Origin of the sequence: Phyllobacterium sp. LjRoot231 (assembly GCF_964253365.1) — a bacterium.
Classification (GTDB): Bacteria; Pseudomonadota; Alphaproteobacteria; order Rhizobiales; family Rhizobiaceae; genus Phyllobacterium.
In genome coordinates this window covers 2,324,943-2,342,599 of sequence record NZ_CAXUQT020000001.1, presented here as the reverse complement: position 1 = coordinate 2,342,599, position 17,657 = coordinate 2,324,943, and the positions used below count along the sequence as shown (strand labels likewise).

16 protein-coding genes are annotated in these 17,657 nt (G+C 56.3%); 10 read left to right on the top strand and 6 right to left on the bottom strand.

All coding sequences use genetic code 11. The features are described from left to right. Positions 1–16: 16 nt before the first annotated feature. On the bottom strand, positions 17–373 hold the full coding sequence (locus ACSQ3H_RS11495; RefSeq protein ID WP_436117186.1) for an iron chaperone: 357 nt from the start codon (positions 371–373) through the stop codon (positions 17–19). Positions 374–857: 484 nt separating this feature from the next. On the opposite strand from ACSQ3H_RS11495, the gene ACSQ3H_RS11490 reads away from it, so the two are divergent. Genes ACSQ3H_RS11490 through ACSQ3H_RS11480 form a run of 3 tightly spaced genes read left to right on the top strand, consistent with a single transcriptional unit; the run spans position 858 to position 4,697 of the window. Next, positions 858–1,133, top strand: a complete 276-nt coding sequence (locus ACSQ3H_RS11490; protein WP_436117185.1) for a sarcosine oxidase subunit delta — start codon at positions 858–860, stop codon at positions 1,131–1,133. Beyond that, complete coding sequence (locus tag ACSQ3H_RS11485; protein WP_436117184.1) at positions 1,130–4,117, top strand: sarcosine oxidase subunit alpha family protein; 2,988 nt, start codon at positions 1,130–1,132, stop codon at positions 4,115–4,117. The genes ACSQ3H_RS11490 and ACSQ3H_RS11485 overlap by 4 nt, the downstream gene beginning before the upstream one ends. Then, a complete protein-coding gene (locus ACSQ3H_RS11480; protein ID WP_436117183.1) occupies positions 4,110–4,697 on the top strand; it encodes a sarcosine oxidase subunit gamma in 588 nt (195 codons plus the stop codon). The genes ACSQ3H_RS11485 and ACSQ3H_RS11480 overlap by 8 nt, the downstream gene beginning before the upstream one ends. Here the strand turns inward: ACSQ3H_RS11480 and guaD are convergent, their stop codons facing one another. The 3 genes from guaD to ACSQ3H_RS11465 form a co-directional block, all read right to left on the bottom strand. Further along, a complete protein-coding gene (gene guaD / locus ACSQ3H_RS11475) occupies positions 4,698–6,008 on the bottom strand; it encodes a guanine deaminase (RefSeq protein ID WP_436117182.1) in 1,311 nt (436 codons plus the stop codon). Then, positions 6,005–7,234 carry a urate hydroxylase PuuD gene (locus tag ACSQ3H_RS11470; protein WP_436117181.1) on the bottom strand — a complete coding sequence of 410 codons (1,230 nt, stop codon included), beginning with the start codon at positions 7,232–7,234 and terminating at the stop codon, positions 6,005–6,007. Before ACSQ3H_RS11470 ends, guaD begins: the two co-directional genes overlap by 4 nt. A 208-nt stretch (positions 7,235–7,442) precedes the next feature. Further along, entirely contained in the window at positions 7,443–8,153 is a 711-nt protein-coding gene (locus tag ACSQ3H_RS11465; protein WP_436117180.1) for a 2OG-Fe(II) oxygenase, read from the bottom strand. 203 nt (positions 8,154–8,356) lie between these two features. Between ACSQ3H_RS11465 and ACSQ3H_RS11460 the strand changes: the two genes are divergently transcribed. The 5 genes from ACSQ3H_RS11460 (at position 8,357) to ACSQ3H_RS11440 (ending at position 15,115) form a co-directional block, all read left to right on the top strand. Then, on the top strand, positions 8,357–8,785 hold the full coding sequence (locus ACSQ3H_RS11460; protein ID WP_436117179.1) for a hypothetical protein: 429 nt from the start codon (positions 8,357–8,359) through the stop codon (positions 8,783–8,785). Between the two features lie 110 nt (positions 8,786–8,895). Next, entirely contained in the window at positions 8,896–11,430 is a 2,535-nt protein-coding gene (gene secD / locus ACSQ3H_RS11455) for a protein translocase subunit SecD (protein WP_436117178.1), read from the top strand. A 188-nt stretch (positions 11,431–11,618) separates the two neighbouring features. Continuing rightward, on the top strand, positions 11,619–13,397 hold the full coding sequence (ybaL, locus tag ACSQ3H_RS11450; RefSeq protein ID WP_436117177.1) for a YbaL family putative K(+) efflux transporter: 1,779 nt from the start codon (positions 11,619–11,621) through the stop codon (positions 13,395–13,397). A gap of 27 nt (positions 13,398–13,424) precedes the next feature. After that, the gene (locus ACSQ3H_RS11445) at positions 13,425–14,375 is read left to right on the top strand and encodes a lysylphosphatidylglycerol synthase domain-containing protein (protein ID WP_436117176.1); all 951 of its coding nucleotides are present in this window, start codon (positions 13,425–13,427) and stop codon (positions 14,373–14,375) included. A 179-nt stretch (positions 14,376–14,554) separates the two neighbouring features. Then, positions 14,555–15,115, top strand: coding sequence for an RBBP9/YdeN family alpha/beta hydrolase (locus tag ACSQ3H_RS11440; RefSeq protein WP_436117175.1), 561 nt, complete (start codon positions 14,555–14,557; stop codon positions 15,113–15,115). Positions 15,116–15,333: 218 nt separating this feature from the next. Here ACSQ3H_RS11440 and ACSQ3H_RS11435 read toward each other — a convergent pair whose 3' ends face one another. Continuing rightward, positions 15,334–15,525, bottom strand: a complete 192-nt coding sequence (locus ACSQ3H_RS11435; RefSeq protein ID WP_436117174.1) for a hypothetical protein — start codon at positions 15,523–15,525, stop codon at positions 15,334–15,336. Between the two features lie 304 nt (positions 15,526–15,829). On the opposite strand from ACSQ3H_RS11435, the gene ACSQ3H_RS11430 reads away from it, so the two are divergent. Both ACSQ3H_RS11430 and ACSQ3H_RS11425 read left to right on the top strand, forming a co-directional pair. Further along, the gene (locus ACSQ3H_RS11430) at positions 15,830–16,279 is read left to right on the top strand and encodes an RrF2 family transcriptional regulator (protein ID WP_436117173.1); all 450 of its coding nucleotides are present in this window, start codon (positions 15,830–15,832) and stop codon (positions 16,277–16,279) included. Between the two features lie 12 nt (positions 16,280–16,291). Then, complete coding sequence (locus tag ACSQ3H_RS11425) at positions 16,292–16,891, top strand: class I SAM-dependent methyltransferase (protein WP_436117172.1); 600 nt, start codon at positions 16,292–16,294, stop codon at positions 16,889–16,891. On the opposite strand, the gene ACSQ3H_RS11420 is transcribed toward ACSQ3H_RS11425, so the two are convergent. Beyond that, on the bottom strand, positions 16,884–17,657 hold the full coding sequence (locus tag ACSQ3H_RS11420) for a thiazole synthase (protein ID WP_436117171.1): 774 nt from the start codon (positions 17,655–17,657) through the stop codon (positions 16,884–16,886). The two genes, ACSQ3H_RS11425 and ACSQ3H_RS11420, sit on opposite strands and share 8 nt — an antisense overlap.

Below are 17,657 nucleotides of genomic sequence, written 5' to 3'. Positions count from 1 at the left end.
TCTGCCAAAGATATTCTTAATCCAGCTCGGCTAGTCTGGCCCGGACCATATCCTTCACTAATTCTCTATCGATTTCCCAATCGACAGGGATCTGAAAGCAGTTCCTAAAGACGACAAATTTCCCCAACCTCACTTTGAAGTCTTCAATTACACGAGAACTGAAGGGTGAAAATGTTAGATGATGCTTGTATGCACAAACGCCAACTACATATTTCCCATTCCTGTGGATGGTGGGTACGTTCCAGGAAATTTTAGACTCTAGTTCCGGAAATTGGGTAAGAAGCACATCAATTACGGACCTGAGGGTCCTTTCTTTCGTAGGGTCCAGTGAGGCCAAATATTCGTCAACTGAATTGAATTTTGGGGGCTTCATTTCTTTCCGACTCCTCGTGTAAATGCCAAGTCCTGATCCTTGTCTGTTGCACTATCGGGCGGTTTACGTCTCTCGTTGCCTCGCGCCTGGAGCGGGGAGGCAAGCATGGTTATTGCAACAAACGTCAAAATAGATCGATGAATGAAACGAGAAATTCGTGGCCCGTATCCATTTACGAACCGTCTCAAAGTGAGGATTGCCCGATCATACGGGCATGATCAAGATGCAATACATCAACCCCATCTAAACTAGTCGGCGGAGCGACATTGCTTGACGTTATCGTTATGACCCAAATGCTTTTTCAATAGTATCACACTATAAAAAAGAAGATTATTGGGTGTGGGAAGTATTTTTAAATGTGCAGAGTCGTGATTTGTAGCCTCCTTGATCTTGACCAGTCCCGGCACATTCTGTTGATTGCTTTGAGGTAAATCTTCTGTCCATCCAGCTTGCTAAACCTACGATTCGCCGAGATTGTGAGAACATGATAATCAAATGCCCCTATTGCGGACCGCGGGACGTCATCGAATTCACCTATCAAGGCGATGCGACGCGGAGGCGACCCGATCCGGCATCGACCAATCAGGAAGCGTGGAATTCCTACATCTATGATCGCACCAATCCCGGCGGTTTGCATCGCGAGTTCTGGCTGCATGGCGGCGGTTGCCGCCAGCATCTCGTCATCACGCGCGATATGGCAACCCATGCGATTTCCTCGGTCGCATTTGCGCGCGACGCAGTGATTGGTGGGCGTTCATGACGAGTTCGCGGCATTCAAAGGGCGGACGTATCGACCGCTCCAAATCCATCAGATTCACATTTGACGGCAAGGCTTATAGCGGTCATCCAGGTGATACACTCGCTTCCGCTCTTCTTGCCAATGGCATCACGCTATTCGGTCGTTCGTTCAAGTACCACCGCCCGCGTGGTGTGTTTGCAGCCGGTAGCGATGAACCGAATGCGCTCGTCACCATTCTTTCCGGCGATGTGCGCGAACCCAATGTCCGGGCCACGGAACTTGAAATTTTCGATGGTTTGGTCGCCCGAAGTCAGAATCGATTTCCTTCGCTGGAACATGACTTCATGGCCGTCAACCAACTGGCCGGCCCGCTGTTTTCTGCAGGATTCTACTACAAGACCTTCATGGGCCCAGCGATCGGCCCGCTCAAAGGCACGCGCTTCTGGATGTTCTGCGAAAAGTTCATCCGCCGCGCCGCTGGACTTGGCAAAGCAGGCACGGCCCCCGACCCAGATCGGTACGAGCGCATGAACGCGTTTTGCGATGTCCTTGTCGTCGGTAGCGGACCCGCCGGTCTGATTGCGGCAGAAGCGGCCGCGGCGACGGGCGCGCGCGTCATCATCGCCGAAGAGCGTCCATTACCAGGCGGTTCGCTCCTTGCTTCCGGTGAGATGATCGATGGACGCAATCCTGCCGTCTGGGCCCGCGAAAAAGCGGAAGTGCTGGCGAATATGCCCAATGTCCGGTTCCTCACGCGCACATCTGTCTGGGGTTACTATGACGGCAATATTCTCACAGCGGTCGAACATGTCTCGGATTTCAAACCGAACCGGACGAAGGGCCAGCCACGTCAGCGCCATTGGGTCATCCGCACCGGCAAAGTGATTCTGGCGACCGGCGCATTCGAGCGCCCGATAGTCTTCCCCGGCAATGATTGTCCCGGTGTAATGCTTGCTGACGCGGTGCGCCGCTATGCGATAGAATATGGCGTTGCAGCCGGAAACAACGTCACCCTGTTCACTAATAATGACAGCGCCTATGATGCGGCCCGGATCCTCTCCATTGCCGGCGTCAACGTTACAGCTATCATTGACGTGCGGTCCGATGTTTCCGGTACCTGCCGGGATATCGCCAGCGTCGCCGGCGCCGAACTGCTTCTCGGCCACGCGGTCACCGCGACCCATGCTGGCAAGACGCTGAGTTCGATCTCAGTTCAGCATTTCAATGCTGAAACCGGCCGGGTTTCGGGTGTGCCGCGAGAAATCAAGACCGACTGTCTTGGTGTTTCGGGCGGCTGGTCTCCTGCCATCCACCTGGCCAGCCAGGCAGGCGGCAAACCGGAATGGGACGAGGATATTCAGGCGTTCCTGCCGCCGGAACCAAACCAGAACTGGGTGATGACTGGTTCTGCGGCCGGATACATGGATACGATCAGTGTCATGTCCGACGCTGCAACCAAAGGCTCCGCCAAGAGCAGACTTGTACTTCCGCCGGTCGAGGCACCGATGCTGGATTCGTCTCCAGCCCCGGTTTTTGAAATCGAACCCGCCGTGAAATCGCAGAAGGCTTTCGTCGATTTTCAGCATGATGTCACTGCTGACGATATCCGCCTCGCCTACCGCGAAGGTTTTCACTCGGTCGAGCATCTGAAGCGTTACACCACGCTAGGCATGGCGACCGATCAAGGCAAGACCTCCAATGTTCCCGGCCTTGCCATCATGGCCGACGTGCGCGGAATTTCGATCCCTGAAGCTGGTACGACACGGTTCCGCCCGCCTTTCACACCGGTTTCCCTTGGTACCCTGGCCGGTGAACGTTACGGCGACCTGCGTCCACACCGGTTGACGCCCATGCACGACTGGCATCTGGCAAACGGCGCAAAAACCTATGAGGCGGGCCTCTGGCATCGCCCAATGATCTATTCCAGCCACGGCGAAACAATCGAGCAGGCCTATACACGTGAAGCGCGAGCAGTTCGTGAGAGCGTCGGCATCGTAGACGTTTCCACGCTTGGCAAGATCGACATTCAGGGCCCGGACGCTGCGGAACTTCTCGACCGGGTCTATACCAACATGTTTTCTACACTGCCTGTGGGGAAGGCCCGCTACGGTCTGATGCTGCGCGAAGATGGCATCGCATTCGATGACGGCACGACCTGGCGCCTCGGCGAAACACAGTTTCTGATGACGACCACCACGGCCAATGCCGGCCCCGTCATGCAGCATCTGGAATACTATCTCGACTGCGTCTGGCAGGAGCTGCGGGTGCATCTGACCTCGGTCACGGATGTTTGGGCAGGCTCTGCTATCTCGGGCCCGAAGGCTCGTGCAGTGCTTGAAGCCTGTGTAACCGGCACCAAAGTCGATAACGAGACCCTGCCTTTCATGGGTATCGTCCACGGCAAGATCGCCGATGTGCCAGTAATGATCTGCCGCCTGTCATTTTCCGGCGAACTCGCCTACGAAGTCTATTGCGGTGCCGGATATGGCACGCATGTCTGGGAAGCACTTCTCGCCGCCGGCAAGCCTTTCGACATTGTCCCATACGGACTCGAGGCGCTCGGTACCTTGCGTATCGAAAAAGGCCATGTCACCGGCGCGGAAATCGATGGCAGGACGAGTGCGCATGACCTGCATCTCGATTGGATGCTGTCGAAGAAGAAGCCCTATATCGGCTCCGCCATGATCAACCGCGAGGGTCTCAAGGATGAAAACCGCTTGTCGCTCGTTGGGTTGATCTCGCTCGACAATCAATCGATCAACGGCGGCAGTCATATCGTGACAGATCCCCGTCCTCGAGAGCCCGCGGATAGTTTCGGTCACGTCACCGCCGCTTGCTATTCGCCGGCACTTGGCAAATATATCGCGCTGGCGTTGGTCAAGCACGGGACATCGATGATTGGCAACCGCGCCTTCGCCACGGACTTACTCCGCGACAAACATTGCGCCGTGGAAATCGTCAGCCACCACATGTTCGATCCAGAAGGGAGCCGGATGCATGGCTGAGCCTCAATCTCCACTCGGCAGAACGTTCATTCCGGGCGACCACGGGAATTCCGCAGCCGGTATTGGCGTGACACCGCGTGAGCGAAAAAACCTCTCGATCATTCAGGTTACTGCCTGGCCCGATACTATACCCACCGTGCTGACCGCAATCGGCAGCGCAACGGGTCTTGTTCTTCAGAACAAACCCGGTCTTGGCCGCGTCGCCGGCGAAAAATCTGTCTTTGGTTTTGCGCCTGGCCGCTACTTCGTGGTTAGCGCAACACCGGATCTCGAATCCCGGCTGCGCTCCGCTATCTCTCCGGGACTCGGGACGATCATCGACCTCACTCATGGCCGCACCGTCATCCGCATAAGCGGACCACGTTCGGAATGGGTATTGTCAAAGCTCTTTGCCATCGACTTTTCCGAGCACGCCTTCCCTATCGCCTATGGGCGCGCCACTCTGCATCACGATATTCATACCAATATCCAGCGCATCGATGATGAGACTTTCGATCTCTATGTATTCCGCACCTTTGCCCGTTCGTTCTGGCAGACGTTGGGGCACGCGGCTGAAGAAGTCGGCTACCGCGTAGAATAATCAATTCACCAAAATGCTTTTCGCCGGGACGCCCGCAACATAGACCTCGGCAATCGCTCGGTCGTCGCCTATGGTCTGCATGAGCATGAGTTCTTCCACCAGCGTCTCGACCGTCTCCATGCGGATGCGCATAGCGGGCGTAGCACGGGCATCGAGAACGACGCAATCCGCTTCGGTGCCCGGCACAAATGAGCCGATGGAATCTTCAAGTGATAGAGCCCGCGCGTTTCCCAACGTCACCTGATAAAAGGAGCGCAATGGGTGATAACGCTGGCCCTGAATGTTGAGTATCTTGTAGCCCTCATCCAGCGTGCGCAGCATGGAATAGGACGTGCCGCCGCCAATATCCGTCGCGATCGCGTTGCGAACATGCGATGCCCGAAGTCGCGCCAGATCGAACAGCCCACTCCCTATGAAAAGATTGGACGTCGGGCAGAACACAGCAATCGATCCACTATTGGCAATGGTGCTGACTTCCGCATCGCTCAAATGGATGCAATGGCCAAGCAGCGTCTTCGGGCCCAGCAGGCCGTAGTGCTCGTAGACCTGCGTGTAGTCGCGGCTCCACGGAAACAGTTCCGCAACGAAGGCGATCTCGGCTGTGTTCTCGCACAGATGCGTCTGCACATGCATGTCCGGAAATTCGCGCACCAGTGCACCGCTCATCTCCAGCTGCTCTGGTGACGAGGTCGGCGCAAAACGCGGTGTTATTGCGTAGAGTTGACGTCCCTTGCCGTGCCACTCCTCGATCAGCGCCTTGCTGTCGTCATAGCCAGATTGAGGTGTATCGAGCAGGCCGGGCGGCGCGTTGCGGTCCATCATCACCTTGCCGGCAACCATGCGCATATTGCGCCGGTGCGCCTCAGTGAAGAACGCTTGCACCGATGCCTTGTGCACGGAGCAATAGGCAGCCGCAGTCGTGGTCCCGTGACGGATCAGCTCGTCAAAGAATGCAGAGGCGATCCTTTCCGGATGGCCCTGATTGGAGAATTTTTGCTCCTCGACAAAGGTGTATCTGTCGAGCCACTCCATCAGCGCACCGGCATAGGAGCCGACCACCTGCATCTGCGGATAATGGATATGGCAGTCGATGAAACCCGGCATGATCAGATACGGATGGTGATCGATGATCTCGACGTTACGACCCTCGCCTGCCCGCAACTTTGCATAGTCATCTATCGCGACGATCTTGCCATCGCGAATGAGCAGCCCGCCATCCTCGAGATAAGTGAATGTTTCGGCGCTTGCCTCGCCATGCAGTGGCTCGTCGTGAAAGGTCAGAATACGACCACGCAACAATAACTCTGTCATGGCGTCACTTTTCCTGCCGTCGCACCGCGATACCACGCGACGATCTGCGCGCGTTCGTCATCGGTGATGTGCGTCAGATTGCCGGGCGGCATGGCATGGCTTGCACCCGCCTGAATATAGATCTGGCTCGCATGGGTCGCGATCATTTCATCCGTATCGAGGCGTACCCCCATTGGCGGCATCATGATCCCTTCCCAGGAAGGTTCCGCCGCGTGGCACATGGAACAACGCCCCATCACCGTATCACGGACCTGTTGGAAATTCTGCGCAGCCAGAAAAGGTTCGGCGGCACGGGAAACCTTCTCCTCGCCCGTCAGGACTTTGGGAACCGTCGAAAGCCAGATGATAATGATGAAAAGGATCGTGCTCGCCAACCATGTCCAGTGCGGGTTGCCGGTGCCCGCATGCCTCGAATTGAAATAATGCCGAATGAGGACGCCGATGATGAATATCAGCGCGGCAATGATCCAGTTGAATTCGGTGGAGGTAGCGAGCGGATAATGGTTCGACAGCATCAGGAAGATAACGGGGAGCGTCAGATAGTTGTTGTGCGTCGAGCGCTGCTTGGCCTGCTTGCCGAGCTTCGGATCGGGGGTCTTGCCCGCAATCAAATCGGCAACGACCTTTTTCTGATTGGGGATGATCAGCAGGAACACATTGCCCGTCATGATCGTCGCGGTGAATGCGCCAAGGTGCAAAAGTGCGGCGCGTCCCGTGAATAGATGCGTGTAGCCCCAGGCCATGAAAACAATCACGCCGTAGAGGATGAGCATCAGCACGGTATCATTGGACTCCAGCGGAGATTTACAGAGCAGATCATAAATCAGCCAACCGATTGAGATCGACGCGAGCGAGATCAGGATAGCCACAGGCGTCGAAACATCGAGCACATTGCGGTCGATCAGAAATAGATCGGCACTGCCATAATAAACGATGCAAAGCAGCACGAAGCCGGACAACCAGGTGAAATAGGACTCCCATTTGAACCAGATGAGATGTTCCGGCATATGAGGCGGCGCGATCATGTATTTCTGGATATGGTAGAAGCCGCCGCCGTGAACCTGCCATTCCTCGCCGTTCACGCCTTGCGGGAGGTTTGCATGCCTTCGCAATCCGAGATCGAGAGCGATGAAATAGAAGGAGGATCCGATCCAGGCGATTCCCGTGATCACATGCAGCCAACGCGCCGCAAAGTTCAGCCATTCCCAGAAAATCAGATAATCCATCGAGGCCCCATGCGAAATTTCAGGCTACAATGCTGTTCTTCACGTACCGATGCAACTGGGGAGACCAAGGTGCGTTGAGATTCGGGTCAGGGCGAGCCGAAAATGGTGATTTTTGAGAACCGGAGCGCAGTGAACTTTTGGGTTCATGAGCACCGGATCGCAGAAAAGCGCCGTTTGCAGGCCGTCTTGGCGCGAATATCAATGCACCTTACTTCGAATCGTGGAAGATAATGCCGAGCGTATGGCGTTTGCCGCTGCGCAGACGGCTGACACCGTGGCGCATGTTCACGCGGTAATGGCCGCGCGTGCCCTTCACCGGACGTTGGCTGACCGGGAAAATCACCGCGTCTCCCTGCTGCAACGGCACGAGTTCCGCACGGGACTGCATACGCGGCCGCTGCTCCGTCAGGACGAACTCACCGCCGGTAAAATCCTCCTGCGGCCTGGATAACAGGAATGCCACCTGCAGCGGAAAGACATGGGCGCCGTAAATGTCCTGATGCAGGCAGTTATAGTCGCCCTCGCCATATTCGAGCAGCAGCGGCGTCGGGCGGTCCTGCCCCGCCGCGTGACAGCGCTCGATGAACGCTTCATGCCGGTCAGGATAGCGGACGTCGATGCCCATCAATTCGTTCCAGCGGTTGGCAATCCTGGCCAGGGGTGGATAGAGCAATTGGCGCAGATCGCTGACGATATCTGGCAGCGGATAACTGAAATACTTGTACTCGCCCCGGCCGAATCCGTGCCGCGCCATGACGATGCGCTTGCGAAACTGGCTGTCGTCCGGGTAACCCGCGGCTATCCTTTCGCACTGCGTCTTGGACAATACACCTTTCAAAATGGCGCAGCCGAAATTATCCAGCTCCGCTTCGATCGTATCCCACCGAATGGTTGATACGCTGCCGATTGCGTCAGCCATGATGACTTCTCCATTGCGAACCAAAGTTCAAACCAGAGTGTCTACCTTGGCCAATTCGTTCCACCCGTTTCCTGCAAAACGACATATTTTCCGGTCAGTAGTGCTGGTGCGCGACGATTTTAAGTGACTCGAGCTTTCAGACTTCATAAATAGAGTCGCAGCGAGGTGCTTTGCACCGCGATAAATTGATATTGGATAATCGTATGAGCCTTCAGGAAAATAGCAAAACAGGAAAGCGCAGCGTTGCTCCGCTCCTGATTTCTATTTTCTGGCTCGTTTCGACGATCAGCGCGGCCCTGGGCACAGTCTATATGACTGGCTCGGAGACCAGTATCGCGGCAAAGGATGCCCGAACGCCTACGCGCAATGAAACGCGCCTGGCCCACGAAGCCGACAATCAGCCCACTCCTGCTCAGAGGCCGATGCGCGTTGCAGCGCTTGAAGCTTTGCATCTGAAGATCAAGAGTGGCCTTCGGTCCGATAGCGGGCCAGAGAATGCGTTGGTTCCTGCCGAGCCTGCGCTGGTTATTGTAAATTGGAAAAGCGTCATTTCAGCTGAGTCCGGATCGAGTCTGGCGCTCGACCGCAATTCTGTTTTCAGCGCCCGCGCTCCACCTCTTGCCGTGGCCTGACATCACCGTTTCCAATAGGGAAACGACGAAAACAAACTCCGGCGGCCGCCAGGCAGACTCGTAAATCAGTTCTCGGCAGCGCGCCCGCTCTTCATAACGGAATATGAGATATGCGTACTTCGAGATGGGTCCTCTGGACCTACATTGCTATTATCCTGGTGGGTATTGTCCTCGCCCTTCCCAACGCCTTTACCAAAGCGCAGCTCGAAGCCATGCCGAGCTGGTTCCCGAAGAAACAGGTCGCCCTGGGCCTCGATCTTCGCGGCGGTTCCTATCTGGTTCTCGAAGTGGATGCTGCGGCACTCAAGAAAGACCGTATCCGCTCTATTCTCGATGATACGCGCGGTCATCTGCGCACGGCAAAAATCCAGCCGCAATCTGTCCGCGTCGCAGGTGACAGTGTCATTGTCACGCTGGCTGACGCGACCCAGAGCGACGCAGCTGTTGCCGCCTTGCGCGATCTGACGACCCAGGTCGCACAGGTCGGTTTCGCAGCGCCCGTCAGTGATATCGATATCACCACGAACGATAACCAGATCCGCCTGACGCTGACCGAAGCCGGCATGAAGGACAAGCTCGACAATGCCCTGCAGCAGAGTCTCGAGATCGTCCGCCGCCGCGTCGATCAGGTTGGCGTTGCCGAGCCCTCCATCCAGCGGGTTGGTTCTGACCGCATCGTCGTCCAGCTTCCGGGCCTGCAGGATCCGAGCCAGCTTCGCGCCCTGCTCGGCAGTACCGCCAAGATGACCTTCCATATGGTTGCCGATCGCAATACCGGCGCAGCACCGCCTCCCGGTGTATCCATCTTGCCGGATGCGAAAGACCCCAGCATCACCTATCCGGTTGAAGATCGCGTGGCTCTTAGCGGTGAGCGTCTGACCGATGCCCGCGCGGCCTTCGATCAGCAGACCAACCAGCCGATCATTTCATTCCGCTTCGATAATATCGGCGCACGACAGTTTGCCGATATCACCAGCCAGAATGTCGGTCGCCCCTTCGCCATCGTACTCGATGGCAAGGTGCTGACCGCACCAGTCATCCAGGTGCCCATCACCGGCGGCTCCGGCCAGATCACCGGTAACTTCACCGTTCAGGACACCGTAACTACCGCAGCGCTGCTTCGTGCCGGCGCCTTGCCGGCACCGCTGACCGTCATCGAAGAACGTACCGTTGGTCCGGATCTTGGTGGCGACGTCATCAAGATGGGCGTTCTCACGGGCCTCATTGGCTTCGCGCTCGTCGTGGGCTTCATATTCATCCTGTATAGCGGTTGGGGCCTGATCGCCAATTTCGCGCTTGCTCTCAACGTTATCTTGACATTCGGCATATTGAGCTTGCTTGGAGCGACACTGACCCTGCCCGGCATCGCAGCCATCATCCTCGGTATCGGCTTTGCCGTTGACGCGAATATTCTCATCAACGAGCGCATCCGTGAAGAAGCACGTAAGGGTATCGGCGCGATGGCTGCGGTCGATCGCGGCTTCAAGCTTGCCTATTCGACGATCATCGATTCGCAGGCCACACACCTTATCGCGACCTTTCTGCTCTTCTTGTTCGGCACCGGCCCGATACGTGGCTTCGCCATAACCATGATCATCGGCGCGCTCGTCTCGATGTTCACGGCAGTCACCGTCGTCCGTGTCATGATGACCACTATCGTTCGCCGCCGGAAGATGAAGACCATCCGTATCGAACACCTCTTCAAGCTCGTACCGGAAAACACCAATATCTCTTTCATGAACGCCCGTTTCTTCGGTATCGGCGTTTCGATCTTCCTGTCGATCGCCTCGATCATTCTGTTCATCCATCCCGGCCTCAATTACGGTATCGACTTCAAGGGCGGTATCCAGGTTGAAGTCACGACATCGAAACCCGCAGACCTCGCAACCATGCGTTCGACACTTGAAGGCCTCGGACTTGGCGAGGTTGCGCTTCAGCAAGCCGGTGGCGACAACAAGGTGCTTATCCGCGTCCAGCGTCAGGACGGCGGTGAAGAGGCGCAGACCGCGGCTGTTACCAAGGTAAGGGCTTCCGTTCAGCAGCTCGATCCCGGTGTGAAGATAGAAAGTTCGGAAGTCGTCGGGCCGAAGGTCAGCCAGGAACTTGCCCGGTCGGGTGTCCTCGCCGTTACCCTCGCCAGCCTTGCCATGTTGCTCTACATCTGGTGGCGGTTCGAGTGGCACTTCGCACTTGGTGCAATCGCCACGCTGATCCTCGATACCACGAAGACCGTTGGCTTCTTTGCGCTGATGGGGCTGGATTTCAACCTCACAGCCATCGCCGCGCTGCTGACCATCATCGGCTATTCGGTCAACGACAAGGTCGTGGTTTACGATCGCATGCGTGAGAATTTGCGCATCCACAAGAAGATGCCGCTGCGCCAGATTATCGATCTGAGTATCAACCAGACATTGGCGCGTTGTATCTACACCTCGCTCACCGTGTTCCTTGCCATGCTTCCGATGGCGATCTGGGGTGGCAAGGCCGTGGAAAACTTTGCTCTGCCGATGCTCTTCGGTGTGGTCATCGCCACAAGTTCGTCGCTCTTCATCGCAGCGCCGATTCTCTTGCTGCTCGGAACCTGGTGGGAGAAGAACCACGCTTCGCGCATCGGTTCAGGCGAAAAGCCAATCATCCAGAGCTGATCGGCGGCCAACTTAGCGTTCAACGCTAACTATTTGCGGCGCAGGGAAAAAATCACGTTTCCTGCGCCGCAGGGTCGACGAAATCGGTTTGCAAGCTATCTCCGGTACGCAATACTGCTGCGACAACAATTGTTCGCAGCACCACGATTTTTATCCTTTAAATATTCCGACGGAGGAGACGCCGACATATGCCTCATAAAACGCCGCTGATTGCGACAATCGTCATAGGTCTGGTTCTGGCCTTCATTTTCGGTGCGATTGCCAACCGTCTGCGTATTCCTCCCCTTGTCGGTTATCTTGTCGCCGGTGTCCTGGCCGGCTCCCATACTCCCGGCTTTGTCGCCGATCAGGAGTTGGCCTCCGAACTCGCGGAAATCGGCGTCATCCTGCTGATGTTTGGCGTCGGACTGCATTTTTCCCTGAAAGACCTTCTTTCGGTCCGCGCCATCGCAATTCCCGGCGCTATCGTACAGATTCTGGTAGCGACTTTGCTTGGCGCCGGCCTTGCCTGGATTCTCGGCTGGAGCATGCAGGCCGGTTTCGTCTTCGGTCTCGCGCTTTCGGTGGCGAGTACCGTGGTCCTCCTCCGCGCCATGCAGGAGCGCCGCCTGATCGAGACCGAGCGCGGACGCATCGCCGTCGGCTGGCTCATTGTTGAAGATCTCGCCATGGTCATGGCGCTCGTTCTGCTGCCCGCGATCGCTGGTGCTATAAATGGCGGCGGCGCAAATGATGGCGCGATACATGCAGCAAGCGATCCCCTCGCCTCCTATTTCAATCTTGGCGTTGGCGGTGTCATAGCGTTGACGCTTGGCAAGGTTGCAGCCTTCGTTGCCATCATGCTCATCGTCGGACGCCGGGTCATTCCCTGGACGCTGCATGCAATTGCCCATACCGGATCGCGCGAGCTTTTCCGCCTGGCGGTGCTGGCGATTGCGCTGGGCGTTGCCTTCGGTGCGTCCAAGCTCTTCGGCGTATCGCTGGCGCTCGGCGCCTTCTTTGCCGGCATGATCATGAGCGAATCCGAGCTTAGCCACCGTGCCGCTGAAGAATCCCTGCCGCTGCGGGACGCTTTCGCGGTGCTGTTTTTCGTGTCCGTCGGCATGCTGTTCGACCCGATGACAATCGTCAATGATCCACTGCCGCTGCTTGCAACGCTCGCAATCATCGTTGTCGGCAAGTCGCTCGCCGCATTTTTCATCGTTCGCGCCTTTGGCTATCCAACAGGCACGGCTCTGATCATTTCCGCCAGTCTGGCGCAAATCGGCGAATTTTCCTTCATCCTCGCCGAACTAGGCGTCGGGCTGGGTATGCTACCCGAAGAGGGTCGCGATTTGATCCTCGGTGGCGCCATTCTCTCGATACTCGTCAATCCACTTGTGTTTGCAGCGGTCACATATCTGAAGCCGAGGCTCGAAAAGCGTTTGCCCACAGCTGAGGAGCCTACCGCAGAGGCGGATGCACCAGCCGAAGAAGAGCCCGATGTCGAAGAAATTCGCCCAACCACGCTTACCGATCATGCCGTTCTTGTGGGCTATGGCCGTGTCGGCAGTCTTGTCGGCGATGCGCTTAAAGAAGTCGGCAAGCCGTTTCTGGTCATTGAGGACGCCGACAAAACGGTGGCGAAACTGCATGACGAAAACATTGAAACGATCGTCGGCAACGCAGCCAATGGCGATATCCTCGCCGCCGCCAATCTTGCCCAGGCGCGCCAGCTGATCATCGCCATCCCGAACGCTTTTGAAGCCGGACAGATCGTGGTCAAGGCCCGTGCGGCAAATCCGGTCATCAGCATTCTGGCGCGGGCTCACTCAGATGCGGAAGTGCAGCATTTGCAGGATCTCGGCGCGGACGCAGTTATCATGGGCGAACGTGAAATAGCCCGCGGAATCGTCGCCCACATCCTTAACCTCGAGGACCCGAAGCCAGAGGGACCAGACCGAATAAAAACAACAAAAGCGGTATAGAGTAAGAATGGGTGAGCAGGAAAAAGCATGAAGTTAAAGGATTACGTATGGCCGGTTGTTGGTCTGGCTGCCGTCGGGATTTCCGTATGGCTCCTCTACAAGGAGCTGCGGAGCATCTCGCTGGATGACGTGATCCACAGCCTTTATGCCATTCCGGCACATCGCTGGGTCCTGGCAGGGCTTGGATCCCTTGTCGCCTATGCGGCTCTGGCCGGTTATGACCGTATCGCGCTCTTGCATCTGCGCCGCAGGATTTCCTGGGTGTTTATCGCTCTCTGCTCGTTCACGACCTATGCGCTTTCGCACAATATAGGCGCGTCCGTTCTGTCGGGAGCGGTGGTCCGCTACCGCGCTTATTCCACGCAAGGCATGAGCGGTCCCGAGATTGCCCTGCTTATCGCCTTCTGTTCCTTCACCTTCATATTGGGGGTAGTGACGCTGAGTGCAGTCGTCCTCCTCATCGAGCCCCAGCTCTTGCAGCGTTTCAATGCCGAGCTGCCGCTTTCCCTGAGTTACGTCCTTGGTTTCGGCGCACTGGCGCTCGTATTATTGTATGTGTTCGGCAGCTGGCTGCGTTTCAAACCGTTGCGCATCCGCCGCTTCACACTCGAATATCCGCGTCTGGCAGTCGTCGCCCAGCAATTGATCGTCGGTCCGCTGGAACTTATCGGGGCTGCTGCAATCATTTATTTCACCCTGCCCAGCGCGGGCAATCCGGGCTTCCTTGTTATTCTCGGGATTTTTCTCGTGTCATTTTCCGCGGCGCTGATCTCTCATGCGCCCGGCGGCCTCGGCGTACTGGAACTGGTTTTCCTGACCGGACTGCCCGATATGAATCAAGCGGACGTATTGGCAGCACTTATCATTTTCCGCCTGTTCTATCTGTTGATTCCCTTCGCCTTGTCGCTGCTCGTCGTGCTGTACTTCGAGCGCTCGCAACTGCTGTTGCGCTGGTACAAGAAGGATGGCGAAACCTAGAGGCTTTCATAAGGCTCTAACTGCCAATTTCACGATAGTCACAATTCGCGCAGGGAATATTTTCCATATCTGACTGAGATTAGTGCACTGTTCCTTCATGGATCAATGCAGCCACCCTATTTTGAGGCCACATTACGAATTCTTCTCCGAGGCAATTTGCACAAAAGGAGTGGTGGCGCATGACGACATTGATCATTCCGGGATATCGCGGCTCCGAAAAAGGCCATTGGCAACAGCAATGGCTGCTGGAGGACGAAACGGCGCGCCTTGTCGAACAGGATGATTGTGAAAACCCGGTGCTTTCCCAATGGCTTCACGTTCTCGAAGCGGCCCTTGCCGAAACACCCGGTGCCGTCCTCGTTGCGCACAGTCTCGGTTGCGTTCTCGTTACGCATCTCGCCAGCCGGCCATCGGCAGCGCATATCGCGGGCGCGGTTCTGGTTGCACCAGCCGACGCCGAACGTATGGCCGTTCAGGATTCCAAGTTCCGCAGCTTTGCCCCTCTGCCGCGCCACAAGCTCGGCTTCCCGTCGATCGTCGTCGCCAGCCGCGACGATCCCTATATGTCCTTCAACAAAGCGGAAGCTCTGGCCGGAGTTTGGGGCTCAGGCTTTGTCGATATGAAAAACGCCGGACATATCAATATTGAGAGCGGCTTCGGCTCATGGCCGGAAGCGCATATCCTGGCCGATTCCATGCGGCGGCCGCAGGATGGTTTTCGTACTCAGCGAGCTGCTTAACTCATCTGCTTACGTTCGAGAGAATACTTTAAAATCAGCGTCACAACAGCAATCAAAGCCAATGTTGATGAGGCGCAAGCGACGATCGGCGATACCGAAAACGGTATTTCGACGAAAGTAACCAGCAGCTGACGTCCGGGAAAAATGAAACCGCGTCAACAGCAAGCAGCTTGCCACCGGCTAAGCCGCTTGCTTAGCGGTCAAAAGTTATGAAACTGTCACCAAAAACCGCGATGCTGCCAGCACCAGAGGAAATCCTCTTCGGTCCAGTTACGGTTCTTCTTGGCCGAAGCCTCCTCGCGATCGCGCTGCTTGGGATCGCTGGCATTCCGGTCGAGAGTTTCAGCTGTGAAAACTTCCCGCCACAGGCGTTCCGCCCGGTTAAAAATGCCTGATACTTCACTGTACATTGCGACCTCCATCAAACAATCCGGTTGCAGAGTGCAGTTGCCTTTTTGGGTCAACCGATACCTGATGATGACGGCTTGAAATCATTTGTCAATAATCTCTACCTGTTTAATCGTGTATCGGATTCACCATTGCCGCACCGCCGTCTTCGTGAAGTTCTTAATGAATTATTATTTTTCAGCGCCTTACACACCATTTTTAAGACATTTCTCGGCCGCAAAAAAACTTATTTTTTAACATTTTTGCACTAGAAAATGCGGTGCGAGGGACTATGACTGCACCACACTGGTAGTCAGGCAAAGAAAAATGATATCGCAAAAGGCCAAATATGCTCTGCGGGCGCTCGTCGTTCTGGCCAGGGCAGACGCCGGGAAAGCTCTCTTCATCTCGGACATCGCGGAAGAACAGAATATCCCGAAGAAATTTCTCGAACAGATACTGCTCGATCTGAAACATCAGGGTATCGTCATGAGCCGCCGCGGCAAGATGGGCGGCTATCTGCTGCTCAAGCCAGCCGAAGACATTACGTTCGGCGAGGTGCTGCGCCTCATCGATGGTCCGATCGCTCCGCTGCCCTGCCTGAGCAAGATCGCCTATCGCCGCTGCGAGGATTGCCAGGACGAAGCAACCTGCGAAATCCGCCATGTCTTCAACGAAGTCGCCAATGTCACCCGCGCCGTGCTCGACAAGACGACCATCGCCGATTGCCTCGTTCATGGCGATAATCGCAAAGTCGCCGAGATGCTGGAAAGCTAAAAGGCCCGCGGAATGACTGGGAGCGACCCCGATACATTGCACTTTTATGCAAGTGAAGCGGTCACCTATATCAACGGGGTGGAGGCGCGGTCATACAAACGTTTGGATACTTTCCTCGCGCTTTTGAATCCGGGTAGCTCGATTCTCGAACTGGGATGTGGCGGGGGTACCGACAGTGCATATATGCTCGCCCGCGGATTCGACGTTACGCCGACCGATGGGTCACCGGAAATCGCTGCGGAGGCGCAAAAGCGACTGGGTCGGCCTGTCGCGGTTCTGCATTTCGATCAGCTCGACGATAAGGTGCTTTATGACGGCGTTTGGGCAAACGCTTGCCTCTTGCACGTTCCGCGAAGTGATCTTCCCGCGATACTCCGGCTCGTGCACGGCGCGCTGAAGCCGGGTGGCGTTTTCTTCGCGAGCTACAAAGGTGGGACAAAGGAAGGACGTGACAAATTTGGCCGTTATTACAACTACCTATCGGCGGAAGCCCTTCAGGTTGCCTATGGCGAAGGTTGGAGTGACATTCGGATCAGTAAAGAGGCTGGGAGCGCCTATGACGGAAAGCCAACTGAATGGCTTTATGTCATCGCGACCAAGAGCGTCACGTAAACACCGCCCGGCCGATCACCGGCGTTGACGGTACGGCGACATCGCGTGGCTCGAGCATGCCCGCGTGAAAGGCCGCGTGTCCCGCATCCACCGCCTTGGCGAAAGCCCCCGCCATTGCCGCCGGATCGCCGGCCTTTGCCACGGCGGTATTGAGCAATATCGCATCGAACCCGAGTTCCATGACAATCGCGGCATGGGATGGCCGCCCGAGACCCGCATCGACGATCATCGGAATGTCCGGAAAATGGCCGCGTAACGAACGCAGTGCATGCAGGTTGAGCGGCCCGAGAGCCGAACCGATCGGCGCGCACCATGGCATCAGAACCTCGCATCCCGCTTCCAGCAGACGCTCGGCAACAATCAGATCGTCTGTCGTATATGGGAATATTTTGAATCCATCATCCGACAATATCCGGGCGGCCTCGACCAGCGCAAATACATCGGGCTGCAACGTATCATGATTGCCGATGACTTCGAGCTTGATCCAGTCGGTCGCAAAAACATCCCTCGCCATATGCGCCGTGAGAACAGCTTCTTTCACCGTATGACATCCCGCCGTGTTCGGCAGCACATGCGTTCCAAGCGACCGGATCAGTGACCAGAACTTGTCGCCAGATTTGCCGCCTGCCATTTCCCGCCGCAGCGAGACAGTGACGATTTCCGTGCCGGATGCATTGATTGCGTCCATCAGGATGGCAGGCGAAGGATATTGTGCCGTTCCCAGTAAAAGCCGGGACGAAAGCTCGGTATTATAGAGTTTCAGCAT

Bases quoted from the DNA above. Each gene is read 5' to 3' on its own strand.
- ACSQ3H_RS11495 (WP_436117186.1), bottom strand. From the start codon at position 373: ATGAAGCCCCCAAAATTCAATTCAGTTGACGAATATTTGGCCTCACTG.
- ACSQ3H_RS11490 (WP_436117185.1), top strand. From the start codon at position 858: ATGATAATCAAATGCCCCTATTGCGGACCGCGGGACGTCATCGAATTC.
- ACSQ3H_RS11485 (WP_436117184.1), top strand. From the start codon at position 1,130: ATGACGAGTTCGCGGCATTCAAAGGGCGGACGTATCGACCGCTCCAAA.
- ACSQ3H_RS11480 (WP_436117183.1), top strand. From the start codon at position 4,110: ATGGCTGAGCCTCAATCTCCACTCGGCAGAACGTTCATTCCGGGCGAC.
- guaD (WP_436117182.1), bottom strand. From the start codon at position 6,008: ATGACAGAGTTATTGTTGCGTGGTCGTATTCTGACCTTTCACGACGAG.
- ACSQ3H_RS11470 (WP_436117181.1), bottom strand. From the start codon at position 7,234: ATGGATTATCTGATTTTCTGGGAATGGCTGAACTTTGCGGCGCGTTGG.
- ACSQ3H_RS11465 (WP_436117180.1), bottom strand. From the start codon at position 8,153: ATGGCTGACGCAATCGGCAGCGTATCAACCATTCGGTGGGATACGATC.
- ACSQ3H_RS11460 (WP_436117179.1), top strand. From the start codon at position 8,357: ATGAGCCTTCAGGAAAATAGCAAAACAGGAAAGCGCAGCGTTGCTCCG.
- secD (WP_436117178.1), top strand. From the start codon at position 8,896: ATGCGTACTTCGAGATGGGTCCTCTGGACCTACATTGCTATTATCCTG.
- ybaL (WP_436117177.1), top strand. From the start codon at position 11,619: ATGCCTCATAAAACGCCGCTGATTGCGACAATCGTCATAGGTCTGGTT.
- ACSQ3H_RS11445 (WP_436117176.1), top strand. From the start codon at position 13,425: ATGAAGTTAAAGGATTACGTATGGCCGGTTGTTGGTCTGGCTGCCGTC.
- ACSQ3H_RS11440 (WP_436117175.1), top strand. From the start codon at position 14,555: ATGACGACATTGATCATTCCGGGATATCGCGGCTCCGAAAAAGGCCAT.
- ACSQ3H_RS11435 (WP_436117174.1), bottom strand. From the start codon at position 15,525: ATGTACAGTGAAGTATCAGGCATTTTTAACCGGGCGGAACGCCTGTGG.
- ACSQ3H_RS11430 (WP_436117173.1), top strand. From the start codon at position 15,830: ATGATATCGCAAAAGGCCAAATATGCTCTGCGGGCGCTCGTCGTTCTG.
- ACSQ3H_RS11425 (WP_436117172.1), top strand. From the start codon at position 16,292: ATGACTGGGAGCGACCCCGATACATTGCACTTTTATGCAAGTGAAGCG.
- ACSQ3H_RS11420 (WP_436117171.1), bottom strand. From the start codon at position 17,657: ATGCTGAAACTCTATAATACCGAGCTTTCGTCCCGGCTTTTACTGGGA.